Raw genomic sequence first — 22,352 nt, forward strand, 5'->3', positions numbered from 1 at the left:
ATGAAGAATATCAGATTTGGGACCTTAATATTCTAATTGTAATTATCTAAACTTATATAATTCTAGTTATCTTTCGACTATAAAAAGCCGTAGTTCATCTATAAAATCTATTATTTCAACGTAAATCTATGAAAAAAAGTGCCGTATTTCCCTATTTTTTCGTTGTAATGCTAAGTACATCTTGTGCCCAAAAGAAGGATAATAGCATTAATCTCCCGAAAACCCTTGATTTCACTGCCGAAAAGGTAATTTCCAATATTCAGAACCCATGGGGCATGGCTTTTTTACCAAATGGTGAGATTTTAATTACAGAGAAATCAGGAAAATTACTTCTTTTTAACGACGGAGAAACGACTGAAATCAAAAATCTTCCCGATATCTATGTTCGTGGACAAGGGGGACTTTTAGATATAGAACTGCACCCAAACCACGAGAATAATGGTTGGCTTTACTTGTCCTATTCATCCAGTGACGGAGGCGGAAAAGGTGGAAACACAACTTTTATGCGTGCCAAACTTGCCAATAATACCTTGGTAGAACAAAAGGTGCTGTACAAAGCAGTTCCGAATACCACAAAGGGACAGCACTTTGGCTCCCGTTTTGAGTTTGACAATGAAGGCTATCTCTATTTTTCTGTTGGAGATAGGGGCAATAGAGATGTAAACCCGCAAAGTATAAAACGGGACGGTGGTAAAATTTACCGACTACATGATGACGGGCGCATCCCAGAAGACAATCCTTTTGTGTCCAAATCAGGGGCAAAAAGTGCCATTTACAGCTATGGACATCGAAATCCTCAAGGGTTGGCGATACACCCGGAAACAGGAAAGCTTTGGGAACATGAGCATGGTCCAAGAGGTGGTGATGAAATCAATATTGTCCAAAAAGGCAAAAACTACGGTTGGCCAGTAATTACTTATGGCATAAATTATAGCGGAACCAAGATCACGGATGAAACTTCCAGATCGGGCATGGAACAACCTGTTTATCAATGGACACCGTCAATCGGTCCATGCGGAATGACCTTCGTGTCATCGGATAAATACCCTAAATGGAAGGGTAATCTACTAGTAGGCTCTCTCGCCTTTCAATATCTGGAACGTTTGGTCATAGAGAACGACAAAGTCACCTATCGTGAGAAACTCTTGGATGGTATGGGACGCGTTCGGAATGTCCGTCAAGCTCCTGATGGATTCATTTATGTAGGAATTGAAGGAAAAGGGATTTACAAATTGGTCCCAAAGAATCAATAAATCAGCGCATAGCTTTTATCGCCTCCCTTACCGAGCCGTATTGTTTTAAAGCCTTAGCAGCTTCCTCGTATTCCAAATCCAAAGCTTCAACCAAGTATCGGGTTCCCCTATCGACCAATTTGTTGTTACTCAATTGCATGTCAACCATCTTATTCCCTTTGACCCGACCAATTTTGATCATAAGGGAGGTGGTAATCATATTTAGTACCAACTTCTGGCTTGTGCCGCTTTTCATTCGGGTACTCCCCGTTAGAAATTCTGGTCCTACATTAATTTCGATGGGAATGTCAGAGCCCGTGGCCAAAGGTGAACCAGGGTTATTGGTAATTCCAGCCGTTAATATCCCATGTTTTTTAGCATCGGCAATACCCCCAAGAACGTATGGAGTTGTTCCTGAAGCGGCAATTCCCACCAAAACGTCGCTGGAATCTATGTCATGTTCACTTAAATCCTGCCAAGCTTGGTTTGGATCATCCTCCGCATGCTCAACCGATTTTCGAATAGCTATATCTCCTCCTGCCATTAGCCCTACCACCCGATCATGTGGAAGGCCATAGGTCGGTGGAATCTCGGATGCATCCAAAATACCCAATCTACCACTGGTGCCCGCTCCAATGTAAAAAAGCCTGCCTCCCCGTAAAAAACGCTCGGCCATTTGGTCTACCAGTTTTGTGATTTGAGGGATAACTTGGGCAACTGCTACCGCTATCTTTTGATCTTCCTTGTTGATACTTTCCAAAATGGTTTGGGTATCCATAAGCTCCAAATCGTCATAATTTGAAGGGCTCTCAGTGATTTTTTTATAGTCCATTTGCATTATAAAAGATGAATCTCTTGATTTCTAAATAGGTTTAAATTCTCGTTATAGGGTTCCAGTTCCGTTACCATAGTATTTATAGCATTGATGTCACAGGTCTTATATCTGTGCCGTGAATTCAATTTTTCTGAAATGGATAACAGGATAGTCTTCTTGGAGGCTTTTATAACCGCTTTTTTTACTTGAACAATATCCCAGTCAAATTCTGTTAGACCAAATTGGGCATCGACATAGCCGGTTCCAATAAAACTGTAATCCACATGTATTTCTGATAGCTGATGAATTGCACTGGGGCCGATTGAAATTTGGGAATCCTGTGAAATTTCGCCCCCTATGAAAATTACTTTCACATTAGGTTTCAGTAAAAGTTCCATTGCCACCGGAAGACTCATGGTAAAACATGTTAACCTGATTTCCTCGGGAATCTGTCGTGCCAATTCAACACAGGTGGTGCCCCAGTCAATAAATATCACCCCACCATCCTTTAGAAAACTTACGGCCTTTTTTGCTATTTGCTTTTTTTCTTCAAGCGCATAAATATTGGCGTTCCTAACTGTAGTATTCGTAAATCCCAATGAAACCGCACCACCATGAACCTTTCGAAGTTTGTTGTCCGTATCCAGCTCTTTCACATCTCTTCGAACAGTATCTATTGACACGTCCAACATGTCCGCAATATCGGTTAGGAGTACTTTATTATGCAGTGCTACCTCATTTAAAATGGTACGCTGACGTTCTTCTTTGAGCATATTTTCAATCTATTTTGCAAAGATATGCAATTTCAAAGTTTGCTGTTTTATTCCGTTTTAAAGTTAATAAATTGTTATTAAATGCAAAAAACAGCATTAAAAAACGCAAAAAACAGCAAAATTCAATTTTATTTGCTACTTTTGTCCACTCAAGCTTTAATCATAAAAGTTCTTAAACCAATCAAAAGAAAATTTTAGGTTTCATGGAGACAGCAACATTAAGCAAAGAAAACATCGACATTTCGTACAAACCAGTCGGACAGTTTGAGGAGACGCGTTTTGAGAAAATTCACAACATCGTTTTTGAAAATTCAAAAGATGGTTCCTCAATTGTAGCCAAGGAGATAGGAGATTTGATTCGTCAAAAACAAGCCGAAGGCAAACCATGTGTTTTGGGTCTTGCCACTGGGTCTTCTCCCATACGCGTATATGAAGAATTGGTGCGAATGCACAAGGAGGAAGGATTGAGCTTTTCCAATGTCACCACCTTTAACTTGGACGAATATCTACCCATGGAGAAGGAGAATAGACAGAGTTACCACTACTTCATGCATGAACACCTGTTCAATCACATTGATATCGCGCCAGAAAATATAAACATTCCCAGCGGGACGGTAACCGGGGACGGAATCATCGAGCACTGTGTTGCCTACGAAAAGAAAATTAAGAACGCTGGAGGTCTGGATTTTCAACTTTTAGGTATTGGCAGAACGGGCCATGTTGGTTTTAACGAACCTGGTTCACACTCTAACTCAGCCACTAGGGTCATAACCCTTGACCATATAACACGGGTTGATGCAGCTCCTGCCTTTTTGGGGATTGATAATGTCCCTAGAAAAGCTATTACCATGGGAATCGCCACAGTAATGAGCGCAAAAAGAATCGTATTGCTTGGATGGGGGCAAAACAAGGCAGATATTATTGAAAAAACGGTTGAAGGAGAAATATCTTCCCATGTTCCTGCTACCTATCTTCAGGAGCATAAGAACTGTACCTTTGTATTGGACACAGGAGCAGCAACCGAATTAACAAGAAATAAAACCCCTTGGTTGGTCGACGAATCTTTGGAATGGACCGAACCGCTTACTGCAAAGGCCATTGTATGGCTATGCGGAAAAACTGGAAAATCCATTTTGAGCCTAACCGATAAGGATTATAACGATAATGGAATGTCTGGTCTGTTGACCCAGCAAGATTCCTACGATTTGAACATCAAAATGTTCAACAGACTACAACATACCATTACAGGATGGCCAGGAGGTAAACCCAACGCCGATGATACCAATAGACCAGAAAGGGCCCTCCCGGTAAAGAAAAGGGTAATCATTTTTAGCCCCCACCCAGATGATGATGTAATCTCCATGGGAGGTACTTTTGATAGATTGGTGGAACAGGGTCATGAAGTGCACGTTGCCTATCAGACATCCGGTAATATCGCAGTTTCGGATACCGAAGCCCTTAAGTTTGCCGAAGTTGCAAAAGCCATCCAACCAACGGCAGAGTCACAGACCATAATTGATACCATCCAATCAAAAAAAGAGGCCGATTTTGACCCTGTAGAGGTAAGAAAGCTGAAAGGCAATATCAGAAGAGGGGAATCTTTGGCGGCAACACGTTATTTCAATGTACCGGATTCCAATGTTCACTTCTTGGATCTACCGTTCTACGAAACCGGAACTATAAAAAAGAACGACCTCTCTGAAGCTGACATTGCAATAATGGCAAACATCATTAAAGAAGTAAAACCGCATCAAATTTATGCGGCAGGTGACTTGGCAGACCCCCACGGCACCCACAAGGTTTGTTTGGATGCGGTTTTTGCAGCTGTTGAACAACTCAAAGATGAACCTTTCATGGATGAGTGCTGGTTGTGGCTGTACAGGGGAGCTTGGCACGAATGGGACATCAACGAAATTGAAATGGCGGTTCCAATGAGTCCCGGACAAGTGCTAAGAAAACGCCTTGCCATTTTCTGCCACCAATCCCAAAAAGACGGTGTCATGTTCCAAGGAAACGATTCGCGAGAATTTTGGATGCGGGCCGAAGAACGAAATAAAAAAACTGCAAATCATTATAAAGCCCTGGGAATGGCGGATTATGCAGCTATTGAAGCATTTGTGAGATACAAATTCAAATAATGGGTCTCACAGGACAACTTTAGTTCTTGAGTTGAATTAATTTTAAGTTAGTCAGGCAAAAAGACCTACTTTTATTTAAAGTGGGTCTTTTTCATTTAAACGCTATGCAGCGAATTCTATTTTTAGTTTTACTTCTGTTTTTCTTTTCATGTTCAGTTTACAAAACACCGCAAACGGAGTTTAGAGGCGTTTGGATAGCCACGGTAGTAAACATCGACTGGCCCAAAAATGGAAATGACGATCCGGAAAAACAGCAAAAGGACTTTATTGAAATCTTGGATTTCTATAAAGATTTAAACTTCAATGCAGCAATCGTCCAAATACGCACCGCAGGAGATGCCTTTTATGAAACCGACCTAGCTCCATGGTCCAAATATTTGACCGGTATTGAAGGGGAAGCTCCTAAAAATCAAAATTCCCCTTTGGAATGGATGATCCAGGAAACCCATAAACGGGGAATGGAGTTTCATGCATGGCTGAATCCCTATCGCGCTACCTTTGATCTGGATACGCTTGCGCTTTCGGATGAGCATGATTTTTACCAACATCCGGATTGGATGCTCAAATACGGCAAAAAATACTACTATAATCCAGGATTGCCCGAGGTTCAACAAAAACTTACCGAGGTCATAGAAGATATTGTGGCCAACTATGATGTAGATGCCATTCACTTTGATGATTATTTCTATCCGTATAAAATCAAGGATGAAGTCTTCAATGACAGCCTGGCTTTTCAAACTTATGGTTTGCAAAATCAATCTTTGGAAGATTGGAGAAGGAGCAATGTAGATTCCTTAGTGAAAAAAGTCCATAAAACCATCAAAAAGACCAAACCCTGGGTGCAATTTGGCATAAGTCCGTTTGGAGTCTGGAAAAACAAAAGTACTGATCCAAAGGGTTCCGATACTCGAGCCGGACAAACCACTTATGAAGATTTGTACGCTGATCCCCTGTTGTGGATGGAAAAAGGATGGTTGGATTATTTGGTTCCACAAGCATACTGGAGCATGGACTACCCTCCCGCTTCGCACCGCATAATTACCCAATGGTGGTCTAAAAATGTCAAAAACACCAACCTCTACATCGGTAATGGCACATACAAAATCAAAAACAATGCTGACAAAGCTTGGAAAAGAAAAAGCGAGATTCCGAAACAACTTTCGTTGGCAAGGTCTACCCCGGAAATCACAGGTAATGTCTTTTTTAGTGCCAAATCGCTCATTGGTCAGCACGATAAAGTTACCAATCGGTTAAAGCGGAAATTCTATACCTATCCATCCCAAAATCCCATTGGTTTGGTGAAAACAAAAAGGGACCTTCCAAACTTGGAGATCGAATCCAAAATCATCCAGGATGGGCAGCTCCAGGTTTGTGTTTCGCATAAGGACAGCGTCCCAGGATTTCTTCATCTGTATTCCTTAAGTAAATCAGTTCCTATCCAAAAACAACTCATTGGAAAGCACTATCTTTCCGTAGAAGAAAAACACAGCTGTTTCCAATTGGAATTGACCAACAAACAATTAAAAAATACACTCAGCATCTCCCTGATGGATGCCTATGGTAATCAAAGTCAACCCCAAATCATTTCCCAATCCAAAAAAAGAAATAAATGAACACCATTCCTAAAGATAAAGGAGCTTGGGCGTGGATACCCATTCTCTATTTCACCCAAGGAATTCCATATATTTTGGTGGTTGTCGTGTCGGTAATCATGTACAAACGCCTGGGTATTGGTAATGCAGAAATTGGATTGTACACCAGTTGGCTCTACTTACCGTGGGTGTTGAAACCCTTGTGGAGTCCATTGGTTGAATTGAACGGAACCAAAAGAAAATGGTTTTTGGCCATGCAACTTGTCGTGGCACTGTCATTTCTGGGGATTGGTATTTTCCTTCCCTCCAATTCGTTTTTCATCATTACGCTGGCTTTCTTTTGGATGGCGGCATTTGCATCGGCAACCAACGATATTGCTTCAGATGGCTATTACATGATCGGATTGACGCAAAAGAAGCAGTCATTCTTCATAGGATTGCGGAGTACTTTTTATCGATTAGCCATGGTAACCGGACAAGGACTTCTGGTCATATTTGCTGGTTTCTTGGAAAACAAATACGGAGATAACACCAAAGCATGGTCCATGACCATGATATGTGCAGCGGTTCTAATGTTGATTTTGACCATTTCAAACTTTTTTGCCGCACCAAAGTTTGAACAATCGTCTAGCATAACCCGTGAAAAACCCGCTGGCTTTTTGGACGTCTTTATCTCCTTCTTCAAGAAAAAACAGATCTGGATTGCATTGGCGTTCATCCTTACCTATCGATTGGGCGAATCGCAATTGGTGAAAATGGCTTCTCCTTTTCTGTTGGATACTTTGGACGTTGGTGGATTGGAATATTCCACAGAGGCTGTGGGCACCATTTATGGTACCGTTGGGGTAATCATGCTTTCTTTGGGTGGCATTTTAGGTGGAATTTTGATTTCTAGGGATGGATTAAAGAAATGGATGCTTCCCATGATGTTGGCGCTTAATCTGCCCAACATATTGTATGCCCTATTGGCTTTCACACAATCCACAAGCTTGTTTGCGGTTGTGGGAACCGTTGTTTTGGAACAATTTGGTTATGGGTTTGGTTTTGCTGCCTTCCTAATTTATCTGATTTATATTTCCGAGGGAATTTCCAAAACCTCACATTACGCCATAGCAACAGGGTTCATGGCATTGGGTATGATGATTCCTGGAATGTTGAGTGGTTATATTCAGGAATGGTTAGGGTATGATGGTTTTTTCCTTTGGGTCGTCATCGCTGCCATACCGGCCTTTTTGATTCTCAAGTTCCTCAAATACCCTGATGACTACGGCAAAAAATCCAACTCAAGTGACGATGCATAACTTGCTATCTTATACAGAAGCGACCCAAAAACTTTCACTAAGGCAGAAAGTTGGACAATTATTTATGCCTGCTGTCTTTATAAACGATACCGAAGAGGAAGTTCAACAGATTGAGGAATTGATCCGTAACCATGACATTGGTGCCATTTGCTTTTTTCATAGCAGGGCCAGTGCGGCAACAAATTTTGAAGGTAAAAGGAAAGTTGTCCATAATGAGCATAGCTACGATCGGTTAAAACAATTGATTTCCCGATATCAAAAAGCGGCACAATTTCCTTTATTGGTAGCCATCGATGCTGAATGGGGATTGGCCATGCGTATCGAAAACACAAATCAATATCCCTATGCCATCACGCTGGGGGCGATTCAAGAAAATAGGGAATTGATCGTCGAGGTTGGAAAGCAAATAGCTTTGGATTGCAAGAAAGCTGGAATACATTGGAATTTGGCCCCTGCCGTGGACATCAACAATAATCCGGAAAACCCTGTTATCGGTTATCGATCATTTGGGGATGACAAAAACCAAGTGCTTTCCAAGGGTGAGGCTTATATAAAAGGGATGGAAAACGTCGGTGTATTGAACGCCATTAAGCACTTTCCCGGACATGGAGATACAGCAACAGATTCCCACCTGGGTTTACCCGTTATTGACAAGTCGAAGGAAAGTTTAAACGACAATGAACTCTACCCTTTTTCCAAGCTCATAAAAATTGGTGTTGATGCTGTTATGGTGGGCCATTTGGCGGTTCCCGCCTTGGATGATTCGGAAAATCCGGCCACAACTTCGTCCAAAATAATTACAGATGTGCTACGAAGGGAATTAGGGTTCGATGGTGTCATTATCTCGGATGCGCTCAACATGCATGCGGTCTCCAAAAAATATCCAGTAAAAGGCACCTTGGAATCCGAAGCATTTAGGGCAGGAATGGACATGATGTGTTTTTCTGAACATGCCAAGGAAGGTATCGAGCATATCATTCAGACCGCAACCGAAGAACGTATGGAAGCTAGTTTCAAAAGAATTTGGAACTTAAAGGAGCAGGCCTTCGGAAGAGCACCTAAGGTCGAACGCACCTATGCTCCATCCGAATTGAACAAATCATTAGCTCAACATAGTATCACAGAACTATATGGTGATTCCAGCATCGTAGCGCAAATCAAAAATTCAGATTTTCTAAATCTATCCTTCGAAAATCAGAAAAAAAATAGCTTTTCCCCGTCGCTTGAAGAAAAATATGGCGTCAAACACCATCAACTTGAATTGAATTCGATTGATAGGGTCAGAAATCTAGCTACCAACTTTGACACCATTGTTTTGGCCCTCTTCCCTCCTTTTGTAAAACCAAAAAACAACTTTGGATTTCAACCGGAGGTGCTTCATTTTTTAAATGAAATAATCCCCGAAAAAAATGTATTGATCTATCTTTTCGGAAATCCTTATGTTTTGGATGTTTTGAAATTCGGTTCAACCTTAAACGCAGTGGTGGTATATCAAGATTTTCCGGAATTCCAGAAGGAAGCCTACCATCATTTTATTGGTCAACTTCAAGCCAAAGGAAAACTCCCCGTAAAACTAAAAAGCACGCATGAAAATGTATAAAGTTCTTGGATTAATGTCCGGCACCTCTTTGGATGGATTGGATTTGGCCTATTGCCATTTATGGCAATCGAACGATCATTGGGAATTTTCCATTGAAAAAACCAAGGACGTTTCATACGATTTCGAACTAAGAAATGCGCTCAAAAATGCCATTTACCTATCCGAAGATGAGCATGACCAATTGCACCAAGATTATGGGGTCTGGCTCGGGGAACAAGCCAAGATCTTTATTGAGGCCGAGAATTTAGAACTGGATTTTATCGCCAGCCACGGGCATACCTCCCATCACAGACCGGAAGACGGAGTTACTTTTCAACTGGGCGACGGACAATTGTTGGCCGATACAAGTGGCAAACAAGTTATTTGTGATTTCAGGACCAAAGATGTTTCGTTACATGGACAAGGCGCACCTTTGGTGCCTATCGGGGACCAGCTGCTATTTCATGAATACGAGTTCTGTCTGAACTTGGGTGGAATCAGCAATATGTCTTTTGAAAAAGATGGAAAACGTATTGCCTATGATATTGGTCTGGCGAATATGCCACTCAACCAAATTACCCAAAAAATGGGATTGGATTATGATGAAAACGGGAAGCTGGCCAAAACAGGAAAGTTAGATGAAGAGTTGTTGCAAAACCTGAATCAATTGGAGTATTATAAACTCCCCTATCCGAAATCTACCGGATACGAATGGTTTACTGAAAAAATTGTTCCACTTATTGAAGCATCAAACTCATCCGAAATTGATTTACTCCATACCTTCATCCATCATAATTGTGAGCAAATCGCTAGAGAGGTTCACAAACATATCGTTAAACCACAAAACAAACTGTTCGTTACGGGTGGGGGTGCGTTAAATCAATTTTTTGTGGAAACCCTGCAAGCCAAACTGGGACCATCGGTCCAAGTGGTCGTAACAGATAAAACCTTGATTGCCTTTAAAGAAGCAGTTGTGTTTGCTTTGATGGGTGTCCTTCGTACGGAAAACAAAACCAATGTGCTTTCCTCTGTTACAGGAGCCACTGAAGATTCGTGCTGCGGAGAGGTTTTCTTCCCGAAGTAGCTTAGGCAGTAGCCACCCGCCTTGGCTTTCGTATCGTCATATAAATAAGCAACGACACAAGTCCACATATGGCCAAGCCCGCAAATAGCGGCCAAACACTGGTCTCAACAAAATCGCCTATAAAAGTGGCAATCGGAATAGCCAACAATGTAGACACAAAACCATTTATGGCAGCTCCGATTCCGGCAATATGACCTATGGGTTCCATGGCAATTGACCTGAAATTTCCCCACATAAAACCAAGACAAAAGAATTGGGCGGAAAGAAATCCTACCAAAACAAAAATATTGGGATTGGGAGCGTTCCAAAATAGGAATGCGTACAGCAAAGCTATAACGCAGAAAGCGGCCAGTGCCATCAGTGAAAGTTTACGCATCCCGAATCTAAGCACCAAGGTTCCGTTCAAGAATGTAGAAAGTCCAATCGAAATGGCCAAGCCAGCAAAAATGTACGGGAAGGCTTCCTTCAGATGATAAATGTCCTCAAAAACATGCTGCGCAGCACTCAAATAGACCAAGAACGCTCCGGTTACCAATCCAGACATTAGGGTATAGGCAATCGTCTCCTTATACTTTAAAAATTCCTTGGTTCCGTCCACAAACACATGTCTCGTAAATGGGATTTTGAACTCTGGTTTGAGCGTTTCAGGTTGTCTCTTCCAAAACCAAATGCAAACCAAGAGGCCAAAAACCAATTGTATGTAAAATATGGCTTTCCATCCCAAACTATCCAAAATGACCTTGCCAATGGCCGGCGCTACAACAGGCACGAGGATAAAGAAAGCTACCACGAAGGACATCACTTTGGCCATATAATCACCTTTATAGGTGTCTCGAATTATTGATATGGCCAACGTTCTGGGAGCTGAAAGACCAATCCCTTGCAAAATCCTTCCCACAACCATTATTTCCAACGATGGTGCGAACACGCAAACGATACTTGCCAAAACAAACAGTACAAATCCTGCATAAACGATTGGTTTTCTGCCATAACAATCGGACAACGGACCAAAGAACAGTTGCCCCACTCCAAGACCCAAGAAAATCATGGTGACCAATAGCTGATTATCGGTCGGATTTAAGCTATTAATAGCTATCCCGATATCCGAAATTGCTGGTAGCAGCGCATCAATGGCCAAGGCTACAATGGACATCAAAGAAGCCATTAATGCGATAAACTCAAAATTAGGTTTTTGGGTGTCTTTTTGCATGCCGCAAAATTACGCATACCCTTTTCGACGGTGAACTATTTTGGTAGGTATTTAAGTATGGAACTATAAAAAGTTCTTATGGTTCTTGAAAATCACAAAGGAATATTCCCATGCTTCTTTTTAGGAGTCTGTACCTGCTTTTTCTCTAACATGGCAAAAGCCTTCAATAACTTGCGCCTAGTGTTTTTTGGTAAGATAACCTCATCGATAAACCCACGTCTTGCCGCCCTGTATGGGTTGGCGAATTTATCAGCATATTCGGCCTCTTTTTCCTTCAATTTAGCTTCAGGGTCGTCAGCAGCGGCAATTTCTCGGCGGAAGATAATCTCACTCGCACCCTTGGCACCCATTACGGCAATCTCTGCGCTTGGCCATGCATAATTGAAATCAGCACCAATATGTTTGGAGTTCATCACATCATAGGCCCCTCCATATGCCTTTCGCGTAATCACGGTGACCCTTGGTACCGTGGCCTCACTAAGTGCATATAATAGTTTTGCCCCATGCATAATGATTCCGTTCCATTCTTGGTCCGTTCCCGGTAAAAATCCTGGGACATCAACCAAAACCAACAGCGGAATATTGAATGCGTCGCAAAAACGGGTAAAACGTGCCGCTTTGGTAGAACTGTTCACATCTAAAACCCCAGCCAAAAACAAAGGTTGATTGGCTATAATTCCAACACTTCTTCCTCCCAATCGAGCGAAACCTACGATGATATTTTCGGCATAATCCTTATGGATTTCATAAAACGAATCCGTATCAATAATCCCATTGATCACGTCGTGCATGTCATAGGGCTTATTGGGATTATCAGGTACAATGCTGGAAAGTTCATCCCTAAGCTCTTCCCCTAAAGTATACTCATGTGTTTTCGGAATTTCCGAATTGTTCTGCGGAAGATAATCCAAGAGTGTTTTGATATCGTCCAAGCAAGCAGCGTCATTGCTCGAAGTTTTATGCGCCACCCCTGATTTGGTCGAATGGGTACTGGCCCCTCCCAATTCTTCTGAGGTCACTTCTTCGTTGGTCACAGTTTTAACCACATTCGGACCGGTCACAAACATATAACTGGTCTCTTCGACCATCACTATAAAATCCGTCATGGCCGGTGAATAAACCGCACCTCCAGCACATGGCCCCATAATGGCAGATATTTGGGGGATGACCCCAGAAGCTTGAACATTTCGATAAAAAATATCGGCATAACCTCCCAAGGACTTTACTCCTTCCTGAATTCGTGCCCCACCTGAATCATTTAATCCAATGATGGGCGCACCTACTTTCATGGCCAAATCCATTACTTTACAGATTTTTTCAGCGTGGGTTTCGGACAAAGCCCCTCCAAAAACCGTAAAATCCTGTGCGTACACATAAACCAATCGGCCGTTGATGGTTCCATAACCTGTAACAACACCGTCACCATAGTAGATTTCCTTGTCCATTCCGAAATCGGTCGTTCGATGGGTTACCAAAATGCCCATTTCCTCAAAAGAACCCTCGTCCAATAAATAAAGTACCCGTTCCCGGGCGGTCAGCTTCTTCTTTTGATGTTGCTTTGCGATTCGTTTTTCACCGCCACCTAGATGTGCCTCGCTTACTTTGTCCTTTAATGTTTTTATTTTATCGTTCATGGAAATCAGTTTACAGGTAATCGCAATGTTCTTTGATTATCTAGGTATTGTTGCAGTGCCACTAATGCAGCAATTTCAGCTTCTTCGGTCGTTTTCTCAATTATTATTCCTGGAAAATAATGGTCTTTTACAAAGTGCGTATCAAAATTGCCAGACCTAAAAGCTTCATGTTTTAAAACATAGGTTCCAAAAGGTAATGTGGTCTGCACCCCTTTGACCTGGTATTCGTCTATAGCCTGCAGCATGAGTTCTATGGCTTCTTCTCGGGTTTTACCATAGGTAATCAATTTGGATAGCATTGGGTCATAATAAATAGGGATATCCATTCCTTCCTCAAAACCATTATCGACCCGAATACCTTCTCCGACCGGAAGTTTATAGGTTTCCAAATTGCCTACGCTTGGCAGAAAATCATTCAAAGGGTCTTCTGCGTAAACGCGGAGCTCCATGGCATGTCCTTCAATGTTTAAATCTTCTTGTTTAATGGCGAGCTCTTCTCCCCTAGCAACCTTAATCTGCAATTCTACCAGATCAACTCCAGTGATCATTTCCGTTACGGGGTGCTCTACCTGCAATCGGGTGTTCATCTCAAGAAAGTAAAAGTTCATATCCGCATCGAGTAGAAACTCTACTGTACCTGCCCCGACATAGTCACAAGCTTTGGCCACCTTTGTTGCGGCCGTACCCATTTTTTCCCTAAGTTCTGGCGTAAGGATCGACGATGGCGCTTCTTCCACCACTTTCTGGTGTCTTCTTTGAATGCTGCACTCACGTTCAAAAAAGTGCAGTACGTTGCCATGAGTGTCAGCCATTACCTGGATCTCGATATGTCTTGGGGAGGTCACATACTTTTCCAAAAAAACGGAACCATCTCCAAAAGCAGAAGTGGCTTCACTTATCGCCCGTTCCATTTGTGACTTAAAGTCCTGTCCCTTTTCAACAATTCGCATGCCTTTTCCGCCACCACCGGCCGAGGCCTTTATTAAAATGGGATATCCAATCTCATTGGCAATCTCCTGTGCTTTGGCTACATCGGTAATGGCCTCGTCGATTCCAGGTACCATTGGAATGTCGTACGCCTTAACCGCTTCTTTCGCCATGAGCTTGCTTCCCATAACCCGAATAGCCTTTGATTTTGGACCGATGAAAATCAAACCGTTTTTTTCAATGGCTTCGGCAAAGTCCGCATTTTCACTTAAGAAACCATATCCTGGATGAATCCCATCAACATTTAACTTTTTTGCAACCTTAATGATCTTATCTCCCAACAAATACGATTGGCTTGAAGGAGCTTCCCCAATGCAAATGGCTTCATCAGCAAATTGTACATGTGGCGCATTCCTATCCACTTCGGAGAACACCGCTACCGTACTTATCCCCATTTTTTTTGCGGTTCGCATCACCCGCAAGGCTATTTCTCCGCGATTCGCAACCAATATTTTTTTCATTTCCTTTTATTGAAATTCGATGAGCAATTGTTTCTTGTCCACAGCATCACCTTGTGTTACCGCAATCGTTTTTACCACTCCATTTCGAGGCGAGGTGATGATATTTTCCATTTTCATAGCCTCCAGAATTACTAGTGGCTGGTCCTCTTCAACCTCCTGGCCCTCTGCGACCGAAATCTCTAAAATAAGTCCGGGCATTGGAGCCGAAATAGAGTTGACGTTTTTGGCACCATTGGACGCAAAACCCATTTTTTTAATGAGTTCGTCCAAAGGGGTGTCAATTGACGTTTGATAATCGCTACCATTGACCTTTATCGTGTAAACCCTACTATTGAAATCCTCAGTGGCAATCTCCACCTTGAACGATGCCCCATTTTTTAAAATATGGAAGGTATTTTTTCCTGTTTTAAGAATATCCAGTTCAGCGATATCCTTCTCCGACAATTGAAAATCAAGATCTCCATTGACCTTGACTGAATGAGTCTTTTCCATAAAAATTGTTCCCATGAGTTAGCCTGATAAATATAAGGTTAATGCCCTAAAACCATGCAAATCTAAATTCATAATCTTTCATGGATTATGATAATAATCATTTCCTATTGAACTAGGTAGGTGTAACTATGCATCAATATTGGTAGTTTGCAAATCTTATCAAATGCTTACTTTTGAACTTAAAATTATCACCATGCTGATATTGGGAATTGCAGGAGGTACAGGTTGCGGAAAAACCACCGTGGTCAATCAAATTGTAGATCAACTACCTAAAAACGAAGTTGGTGTTATCTCTCAAGATTCTTATTACAACGACCTTTCACATTTGACCAAAGAGGAAAGGGGAAAAATCAATTTTGACCATCCGAATTCAATAGATTTCGATTTATTGATCTCCCACCTTGAAGCTTTAAGGCAAGGAAAATCCATTGACAAACCAATTTACTCCTTTGTGGAGGAGAACCGTCTAAAGGATACTATCCCTACCGAACCGAGAAAGGTAATGATCGTTGAGGGCATATTGGTATTGAGCAATGCAAAGCTTCGGGAAATGTTTGATATCAAAATCTATGTACATGCCGATTCGGACGAACGTTTGATCAGAAGACTGCAAAGGGATATCCGGGAGCGCGGACATGACTTGGAGAAGGTATTGACAAGATACCAAACCGCGGTAAAACCCATGCACCAGCAATTTATAGAGCCTTCCAAGGAATTTGCGGATATTATTATCCCCAATAACCATTACAATACCGTGGCCGTGGATATGGTCCGTACAATTATAAACGATAGGTTACATTAAGATGGGGCTAAAGGAGTTAAGGAGTAAAAAATGGTTCAAGACCTTCACCAACATGTATGTGTTGGTTCTCACCATTTTTGTTATCTGGATGGCGTTTTTTGATGCAAATTCGATGTTTATCCATCAAGAATTGAGAAAGGATATTAAAAAACTGAAAGAACAAAGAGAGTTTCTTCAAGGGGAAATAGATAAGGATAAGGAAGAACTTCAAAAGTTTTCCGATAAGCGGGAGCTTGAAAAACTCGCCCGTGAGAAGTATTATATGAAGAAAGAAAACGAAGAAATCTTCTTGATTGAATATGAGGATAGCTTAAAAACCAAAAAGAATGAGTAAGTCGGGACTGTTCGATGAATTTCAAGAAGTTTCCGCAAAACAATGGAAACAGAAGATTCAATTTGACCTTAAGGGAGCAGATTATAATGACACCCTCATTTGGGAATCCCAGGAGGGTATTAAAATAAAACCCTTTTATCATGCCGATGATGGACGGGAGTTGAAAACATACAACCCACCAAAAGGGCATAACTGGAAAATTGCTCAAGCTATATATGTAGGCAGTTCAAAGCAGGCCAATGAAAAAGCGGTCGATGCCCTAAAAAGAGGTGCGGAAAGTTTGATCTTCACTGTTCCAGATAATGATTTGGACATAAAGACATTGCTCTCGGACATTGATTTGGAAAGAACATCCCTGCATTTCAATTTGGAATTTTTGGCCCTCGATCCTGTGGAAAAGCTACTCTCTTTTTTAGATAGTAAGAGTGCCAACATCCATCTTAATTTTGATCTTATTGGCAATTTGGCGAGGTCGGGAAATTGGTTCCATAACTTGGAAAAGGATCATGCTGTTTTGGAGCAAATCCTCAACTTGACGAACAATAAGAATATTGCTTCAACCCTAAGTGTTGATTTGTCACTATACGAAAATGCCGGTGCCAATATGCAGCAGCAATTGGCCTACAGTTTGGCCCATGCCAATGAATACCTCAATCATTTTTACAATGTCACCCCGAACGCAGTCGAGGGGTCTTTCCCAATAAATTTTAAGGTATCAGTGGGAGGCAACTATTTCTTTGAAATAGCCAAAATAAGGGCCTTACGTTGGCTGTGGAAAACAGTATCATCTGCCTATGGTATTTCAACGGAGTGCCACATCTTGGCTTTTCCATCGAAACGAAACAAAACCTTATACGATTACAACGTAAACATGCTGCGGACAACATCAGAATGCATGTCAGCCATTTTGGGAGGAAGTGATTCGGTCTGCAATATGGCCTACGACGCTATCTATCACAAGGAAAATGAGTTTGGTGAGCGTATTTCCAGGAACCAGCTTTTATTGCTTAGAGAGGAAAGTTATTTTGACCAAGCTTCAAAAGTGGCAGAAGGCTCCTATTATATCGAATCGTTATCGCAGCAGTTGGCAGAAAAAGCGCTGGGGCTCTTCAAACAGATTGAAAGTTCGGGAGGTTTTTTAGCGGAATTGAAAAAGGGAACCATCCAAAGAAAGATAAAAGAAAATGCCAAAAATGAGCAGGAGCTTTTTGATTCCAATGAAATTACCTTGGTGGGCACCAATACATACCAAAACACCCAGGATCGGATGAAAAATGAGCTTGAGCTTTATCCCTTTGTAAAAATCAAACCAAGAAAGACCATTATTGAGCCCATAATTGAAAGACGTTTGGCCGAGCAACTGGAACAAAAAAGATTGGACGATGAGTAGAAAAAACCTTCAAAATCTAGAGTTGTCGGCAATAGCTAAACCAGAGTCCATCGAGGGTTTGGCAAATGGCTATTCCAACTTTGCTGCCGGTATTCCTCCTTTTCTTCGAGGTCCCTACTCTACCATGTATGTGCGTAGACCGTGGACCATTAGACAATATGCTGGTTTTTCAACGGCAGAGGAAAGTAACGCCTTTTACAGAAGAAATCTGGAAGCCGGTCAAAAAGGGCTTTCCGTTGCATTTGATTTACCAACACACCGTGGGTACGACAGTGACAATGATCGTGTAGTAGGTGATGTTGGAAAGGCCGGTGTCGCAATCGATTCTGTGGAGGACATGAAAGTCCTTTTTGATGGTATCCCGCTGGACAAAATGTCGGTCTCCATGACCATGAATGGTGCTGTGCTTCCCATTATGGCCTTCTATATTGTCGCCGCCGAGGAACAAGGGGTTTCCATGGAAAAGCTTTCCGGGACCATTCAAAATGATATTCTCAAGGAGTTCATGGTTCGGAACACCTATATCTATCCACCCGCTCCGTCCATGCAAATAGTGGCCGATATCTTTGAATTTACGAGCAAAAACATGCCCAAATTCAACAGCATCAGTATTTCTGGATACCATATGCACGAAGCTGGAGCTCCAGCCGCAATCGAACTCGCATATACATTGGCCGATGGTATCGAATATATCAGGACCGGGATAAAAGCTGGATTAAAAATTGATGATTTTGCGCCGCGTCTGTCCTTTTTCTGGGGAATTGGAATGAACCATTTTACGGAAATCGCCAAAATGCGGGCGGGTCGAATGCTGTGGGCGAAATTGGTCAAGGAATTTGATCCCAAGAATGAAAAATCCCTAATGCTCCGAACCCACAGCCAAACCAGTGGATGGAGCTTAACGGAGCAAGATCCCTTCAACAATGTGGCCCGAACAACCATTGAAGCCATGGCCGCGGCCTTTGGTGGCACACAGAGTTTGCATACAAACGCTTTGGATGAAGCTATTGCCCTTCCCACGGATTTTTCAGCAAGAATTGCAAGAAATACACAGATTTATCTGCAACAAGAAACCCACATCACCAAAACTGTGGATCCCTGGGCGGGAAGCCATCTGGTGGAGGAACTCACCCAACAAATTGCCCATGAAGCCTGGGAACTGATTCAGGAAGTTGAAAAATTGGGCGGAATGACCAAGGCCATCGAAGCTGGAATTCCAAAAATGCGTATTGAGGAAGCCGCCGCAAAAAAGCAGGCACGTATCGATAGTGGTCAGGACACCATTGTAGGGGTCAACAAATATGTTTTGGATGATGAGGATGAGCTTCAAATTTTGGAAGTGGACAACGATAAAGTTCGCAAACAGCAGGTCGCTCAGCTACAACAGTTAAAATCCAACCGAAATGAGTCTGCGGTGCAAACAGCTTTGGCCGAAATTACCAAAGCTTCCAAAAAGGCATTGCAAAACGGCACGGCGCGTGAAAATTTATTAGCTTTAGCCGTTACCGCTGCCAAACTGCGTGCTACGCTTGGAGAGATAAGCGATGCGATGGAAAATGCCTTTGGCCGGTATCAAGCAAAAATTCAATCGTTTACAGGAGTGTATTCCAAAGAAATCAAAAACGACGAAAGTTTTGAAAACGCCAGACAAATGGCGGACGATTTTGCCATGGAAGAAGGCAGACGTCCACGGATCATGATCGCCAAGATGGGACAAGATGGCCATGACCGCGGAGCAAAAGTGGTAGCTACGGGCTATGCAGATCTCGGCTTCGATGTGGATATAGGCCCGCTCTTCCAAACACCTTCCGAAGTTGCCAAACAAGCGGTTGAGAACGATGTGCATGTTCTGGGAATTTCTTCCTTGGCAGGTGGTCACAAAACATTGGTTCCTGAGGTTATCAAAGAACTAAAAGATTATGGCAGGGAAGATATCCTTGTTATAGTTGGCGGGGTGATTCCGAAGCAGGATTACAAGCACTTACTTGATCATGGCGCTGTTGCAGTATTCGGTCCTGGTACCAAAATTAGCGACGCGGCGATTGAAATCTTGAAGATTTTGATGGACTGACCTTTCCTAAAAACCTAATAACTAAAACTTTAACTTTCTTTAACGCACATTGCAAGTGTTATTCACCTAGTGTTAACAAAATACATTTTATAACGTCTTAAATAATCGTATTTTTAACGCCTAACTTACTATGAAATGGGCAAGATAATTGCTATTGCGAATCAGAAGGGTGGTGTAGGTAAGACAACAACAACGGTAAACCTTGCCGCCTCACTTGGTGTACTGGAAAAAAAGGTGTTGTTGATTGATGCCGACCCACAGGCCAATGCAACATCCGGATTGGGCATTGATGTAGATAGTGTTGAACAAGGAACCTATCAATTATTGGAACATACAAAGTCAATCGATGAGGTAATCATTCAAACAGATTCTCCCAACGTTGATCTTGTTCCTGCACACATTGACTTGGTCGCCATTGAAATAGAATTGGTCGACAAGGACAACAGAGAATATATGTTGAAAGAAGCCTTAAAGGGCTTGGGTGATAGATATGATTTTATCTTAATCGATTGCGCACCCTCATTGGGATTATTGACTTTGAATGCCTTAACAGCTGCAGATTCGGTTATGATTCCGATTCAGTGTGAATACTTTGCGCTGGAAGGTTTGGGCAAATTGTTGAATACGGTGAAGAGTGTCCAGAAAATCCATAACAACGATTTGGATATTGAGGGTATGTTGTTGACCATGTACGATTCAAGGTTACGTCTTTCGAATCAAGTGGTGGAAGAGGTTAAGAAACACTTTGCGGATATGGTCTTTGATACCATTATACAAAGAAATGTAAGGCTTAGTGAAGCACCGAGTTATGGGGAAAGCATCATCAAATATGATGCAAGTAGCAAAGGGGCTACTAATTACCTGAACTTGGCCAATGAAATATTGAAGAAAAACAAGGAGAAAGTTTAAATGGCGAAAGCAACCAAAAAACAGGCTTTGGGAAGAGGTCTGTCCGCGCTTTTAAAAGATCCGGAAAACGATATTCAATCCGTTTCGGACAAAAATGCGGACAAGGTCATTGGAAATGTAGTTGAACTGGATATTGATTCCATTGAGGTAAATCCCTTTCAGCCCCGCTCCAATTTTAACGATGAAACGCTCCAAGAATTGGCAAGTTCTATCAGGGAACTTGGAATCATCCAACCTATTACCGTAAGAAAACTTGATTTCGATAAATTTCAACTTGTATCGGGAGAAAGAAGGTATAGAGCATCCAAGTTGGTAGGCCTCAAAACCATTCCCTCATACATTAGGATTGCGAACGATCAAGAATCATTGGAAATGGCCTTGGTCGAAAACATCCAACGTCAGGACCTTGATCCCATCGAGATTGCTCTGTCCTATCAACGACTCATTGATGAAATTCAAGTTACCCAAGAAAAATTAAGTGATCGTGTAGGCAAAAAACGATCTACCATAACCAATTATCTACGTTTGCTAAAACTGCATCCTATTATTCAAACCGGGATGCGAGATGGATTCGTGACCATGGGACACGGACGCGCCTTGATAAATATTGAAAAGAAAAAAGATCAGATCAATATTTATGAAAAAGTCGTTTCCGATGGTCTTTCAGTAAGGGAAACAGAACGCTTGGTCAAGGCTTATAAAGATGGTAAGAACGGAACTTCTGTCAACAAAAAACAACCTTCTCAAAAAGAAGTCCCCAATTTTATCTCCAAAGGAATGGATGCGTTTAAAAAACATTTATCAACCCAGGTAGATATCTCCACATCACAAAACGGGAAAGGAAAGATTGTAATTCCATTCCATTCCAAAGAGGAATTTCAGCGCTTAAAAAAATTATTGACAGGTGATTAAGAACCTCTTTTTTTCTTTCATTTTATTGCTTTCCTTCCAATTTGCTTTCTCTCAGGAAAAAGAAGAAGGAGAGGTCCCTCCAAAGGAAATCGATTCCCTGACCCAAGATCTCGAGGGAAAAGGCATTACCATTGAGGAAGTTTCTTTTGCCAAGAAAAAAATAAATCCATTGGCACCCAGCAAGGCAGCATTCTATTCGGCCATATTGCCAGGTCTTGGACAAATCTATAACAAACGCTATTGGAAAGCACCTTTGGTTTGGGGCGCTATCGGAACAGGTATCTACGTCTATTCTTACAATAACACCCAATACAATTCAGCCAGGGATGCGTTTAAACGACGAAGAGCTGGCTTTACAGATGACGAATTTTATGATATCAATGGGGACGGCGAAGGCCCGGACATATCCCTCGATGCTCTTCAAGATGCTCAGGAAAGCACACAACGTGACCGTGATTTGTCGTTACTTATCACCATAGTCTTGTATGCTCTCAATGTAATTGACGCCAATGTTGATGCGCATTTAAAACAATATAATGTCGATGATGATTTGGCCATAGATTTTAAGCCTTATCTAGATCTTAATCCTGTGACCAACCAACCAAATTACGGAGTGGCTTTGGTCGTTAAATTTTAG

Annotated in this window: 19 protein-coding genes; 13 read left to right on the forward strand and 6 right to left on the reverse strand. The window is 41.9% G+C overall.

The features are described 5' to 3' along the window. The first annotated feature begins 128 nt into the window (after window positions 1-128). Window positions 129-1,253 carry a PQQ-dependent sugar dehydrogenase gene (locus ACULLH_RS08465; protein WP_454088309.1) on the forward strand — a complete coding sequence of 375 codons (1,125 nt, stop codon included), beginning with the start codon at window positions 129-131 and terminating at the stop codon, window positions 1,251-1,253. 1 nt (window position 1,254) lies between these two features. On the opposite strand, the gene murQ is transcribed toward ACULLH_RS08465, so the two are convergent. Beyond that, the gene (gene murQ, locus ACULLH_RS08470; protein ID WP_454088310.1) at window positions 1,255-2,064 is read right to left on the reverse strand and encodes an N-acetylmuramic acid 6-phosphate etherase; all 810 of its coding nucleotides are present in this window, start codon (window positions 2,062-2,064) and stop codon (window positions 1,255-1,257) included. A 5-nt stretch (window positions 2,065-2,069) separates the two neighbouring features. After that, entirely contained in the window at window positions 2,070-2,819 is a 750-nt protein-coding gene (locus ACULLH_RS08475) for a DeoR/GlpR family DNA-binding transcription regulator (RefSeq protein WP_454088311.1), read from the reverse strand. A gap of 203 nt (window positions 2,820-3,022) precedes the next feature. Here ACULLH_RS08475 and nagB point away from each other — a divergent pair, with 203 nt between their 5' ends. From nagB to ACULLH_RS08500, 5 genes are all read left to right on the forward strand, one after another. Beyond that, window positions 3,023-4,957, forward strand: a complete 1,935-nt coding sequence (nagB, locus tag ACULLH_RS08480) for a glucosamine-6-phosphate deaminase (RefSeq protein ID WP_454088312.1) — start codon at window positions 3,023-3,025, stop codon at window positions 4,955-4,957. 104 nt (window positions 4,958-5,061) lie between these two features. After that, window positions 5,062-6,570 carry a glycoside hydrolase family 10 protein gene (locus ACULLH_RS08485; protein ID WP_454088313.1) on the forward strand — a complete coding sequence of 503 codons (1,509 nt, stop codon included), beginning with the start codon at window positions 5,062-5,064 and terminating at the stop codon, window positions 6,568-6,570. Beyond that, window positions 6,567-7,850, forward strand: a complete 1,284-nt coding sequence (locus tag ACULLH_RS08490; protein ID WP_454088314.1) for an MFS transporter — start codon at window positions 6,567-6,569, stop codon at window positions 7,848-7,850. The genes ACULLH_RS08485 and ACULLH_RS08490 overlap by 4 nt, the downstream gene beginning before the upstream one ends. Next, window positions 7,843-9,450 (forward strand): glycoside hydrolase family 3 protein, encoded by a 1,608-nt coding sequence (locus tag ACULLH_RS08495; protein WP_454088315.1) that lies wholly within the window; start codon window positions 7,843-7,845, stop codon window positions 9,448-9,450. Before ACULLH_RS08490 ends, ACULLH_RS08495 begins: the two co-directional genes overlap by 8 nt. Then, window positions 9,437-10,513 carry an anhydro-N-acetylmuramic acid kinase gene (locus ACULLH_RS08500; RefSeq protein WP_454088316.1) on the forward strand — a complete coding sequence of 359 codons (1,077 nt, stop codon included), beginning with the start codon at window positions 9,437-9,439 and terminating at the stop codon, window positions 10,511-10,513. Before ACULLH_RS08495 ends, ACULLH_RS08500 begins: the two co-directional genes overlap by 14 nt. 1 nt (window position 10,514) lies before the next feature. On the opposite strand, the gene ACULLH_RS08505 is transcribed toward ACULLH_RS08500, so the two are convergent. The 4 genes from ACULLH_RS08505 to ACULLH_RS08520 form a co-directional block, all read right to left on the reverse strand. After that, window positions 10,515-11,723: a multidrug effflux MFS transporter gene (locus ACULLH_RS08505; RefSeq protein WP_454088317.1), complete on the reverse strand. Its 1,209-nt coding sequence runs from the start codon at window positions 11,721-11,723 to the stop codon at window positions 10,515-10,517. Between the two features lie 92 nt (window positions 11,724-11,815). Beyond that, the gene (locus ACULLH_RS08510) at window positions 11,816-13,357 is read right to left on the reverse strand and encodes an acyl-CoA carboxylase subunit beta (protein ID WP_454088318.1); all 1,542 of its coding nucleotides are present in this window, start codon (window positions 13,355-13,357) and stop codon (window positions 11,816-11,818) included. 5 nt (window positions 13,358-13,362) lie between these two features. Further along, window positions 13,363-14,805 carry an acetyl-CoA carboxylase biotin carboxylase subunit gene (accC, locus tag ACULLH_RS08515; RefSeq protein WP_454088319.1) on the reverse strand — a complete coding sequence of 481 codons (1,443 nt, stop codon included), beginning with the start codon at window positions 14,803-14,805 and terminating at the stop codon, window positions 13,363-13,365. Between the two features lie 6 nt (window positions 14,806-14,811). Next, window positions 14,812-15,297, reverse strand: coding sequence for a biotin/lipoyl-containing protein (locus ACULLH_RS08520; RefSeq protein WP_454088320.1), 486 nt, complete (start codon window positions 15,295-15,297; stop codon window positions 14,812-14,814). A gap of 193 nt (window positions 15,298-15,490) precedes the next feature. Here ACULLH_RS08520 and udk point away from each other — a divergent pair, with 193 nt between their 5' ends. The 7 genes from udk (at window position 15,491) to ACULLH_RS08555 (ending at window position 22,352) form a co-directional block, all read left to right on the forward strand. Further along, window positions 15,491-16,099 carry a uridine kinase gene (gene udk / locus ACULLH_RS08525; RefSeq protein ID WP_454088827.1) on the forward strand — a complete coding sequence of 203 codons (609 nt, stop codon included), beginning with the start codon at window positions 15,491-15,493 and terminating at the stop codon, window positions 16,097-16,099. A gap of 1 nt (window position 16,100) precedes the next feature. Beyond that, a complete protein-coding gene (locus ACULLH_RS08530) occupies window positions 16,101-16,433 on the forward strand; it encodes an FtsB family cell division protein (RefSeq protein WP_454088321.1) in 333 nt (110 codons plus the stop codon). Then, complete coding sequence (locus tag ACULLH_RS08535) at window positions 16,426-17,823, forward strand: methylmalonyl-CoA mutase subunit beta (RefSeq protein WP_454088322.1); 1,398 nt, start codon at window positions 16,426-16,428, stop codon at window positions 17,821-17,823. The genes ACULLH_RS08530 and ACULLH_RS08535 overlap by 8 nt, the downstream gene beginning before the upstream one ends. Further along, window positions 17,816-19,894: a methylmalonyl-CoA mutase gene (gene scpA, locus ACULLH_RS08540; protein WP_454088323.1), complete on the forward strand. Its 2,079-nt coding sequence runs from the start codon at window positions 17,816-17,818 to the stop codon at window positions 19,892-19,894. The genes ACULLH_RS08535 and scpA overlap by 8 nt, the downstream gene beginning before the upstream one ends. 135 nt (window positions 19,895-20,029) lie before the next feature. Further along, window positions 20,030-20,803, forward strand: a complete 774-nt coding sequence (locus ACULLH_RS08545; protein ID WP_454088324.1) for a ParA family protein — start codon at window positions 20,030-20,032, stop codon at window positions 20,801-20,803. Beyond that, window positions 20,804-21,715, forward strand: a complete 912-nt coding sequence (locus tag ACULLH_RS08550; protein ID WP_454088325.1) for a ParB/RepB/Spo0J family partition protein — start codon at window positions 20,804-20,806, stop codon at window positions 21,713-21,715. Continuing rightward, the gene (locus ACULLH_RS08555; protein ID WP_454088326.1) at window positions 21,708-22,352 is read left to right on the forward strand and encodes a DUF5683 domain-containing protein; all 645 of its coding nucleotides are present in this window, start codon (window positions 21,708-21,710) and stop codon (window positions 22,350-22,352) included. Before ACULLH_RS08550 ends, ACULLH_RS08555 begins: the two co-directional genes overlap by 8 nt.

The sequence above is a fragment of the Flagellimonas sp. 2504JD4-2 genome (genome assembly GCF_053642935.1).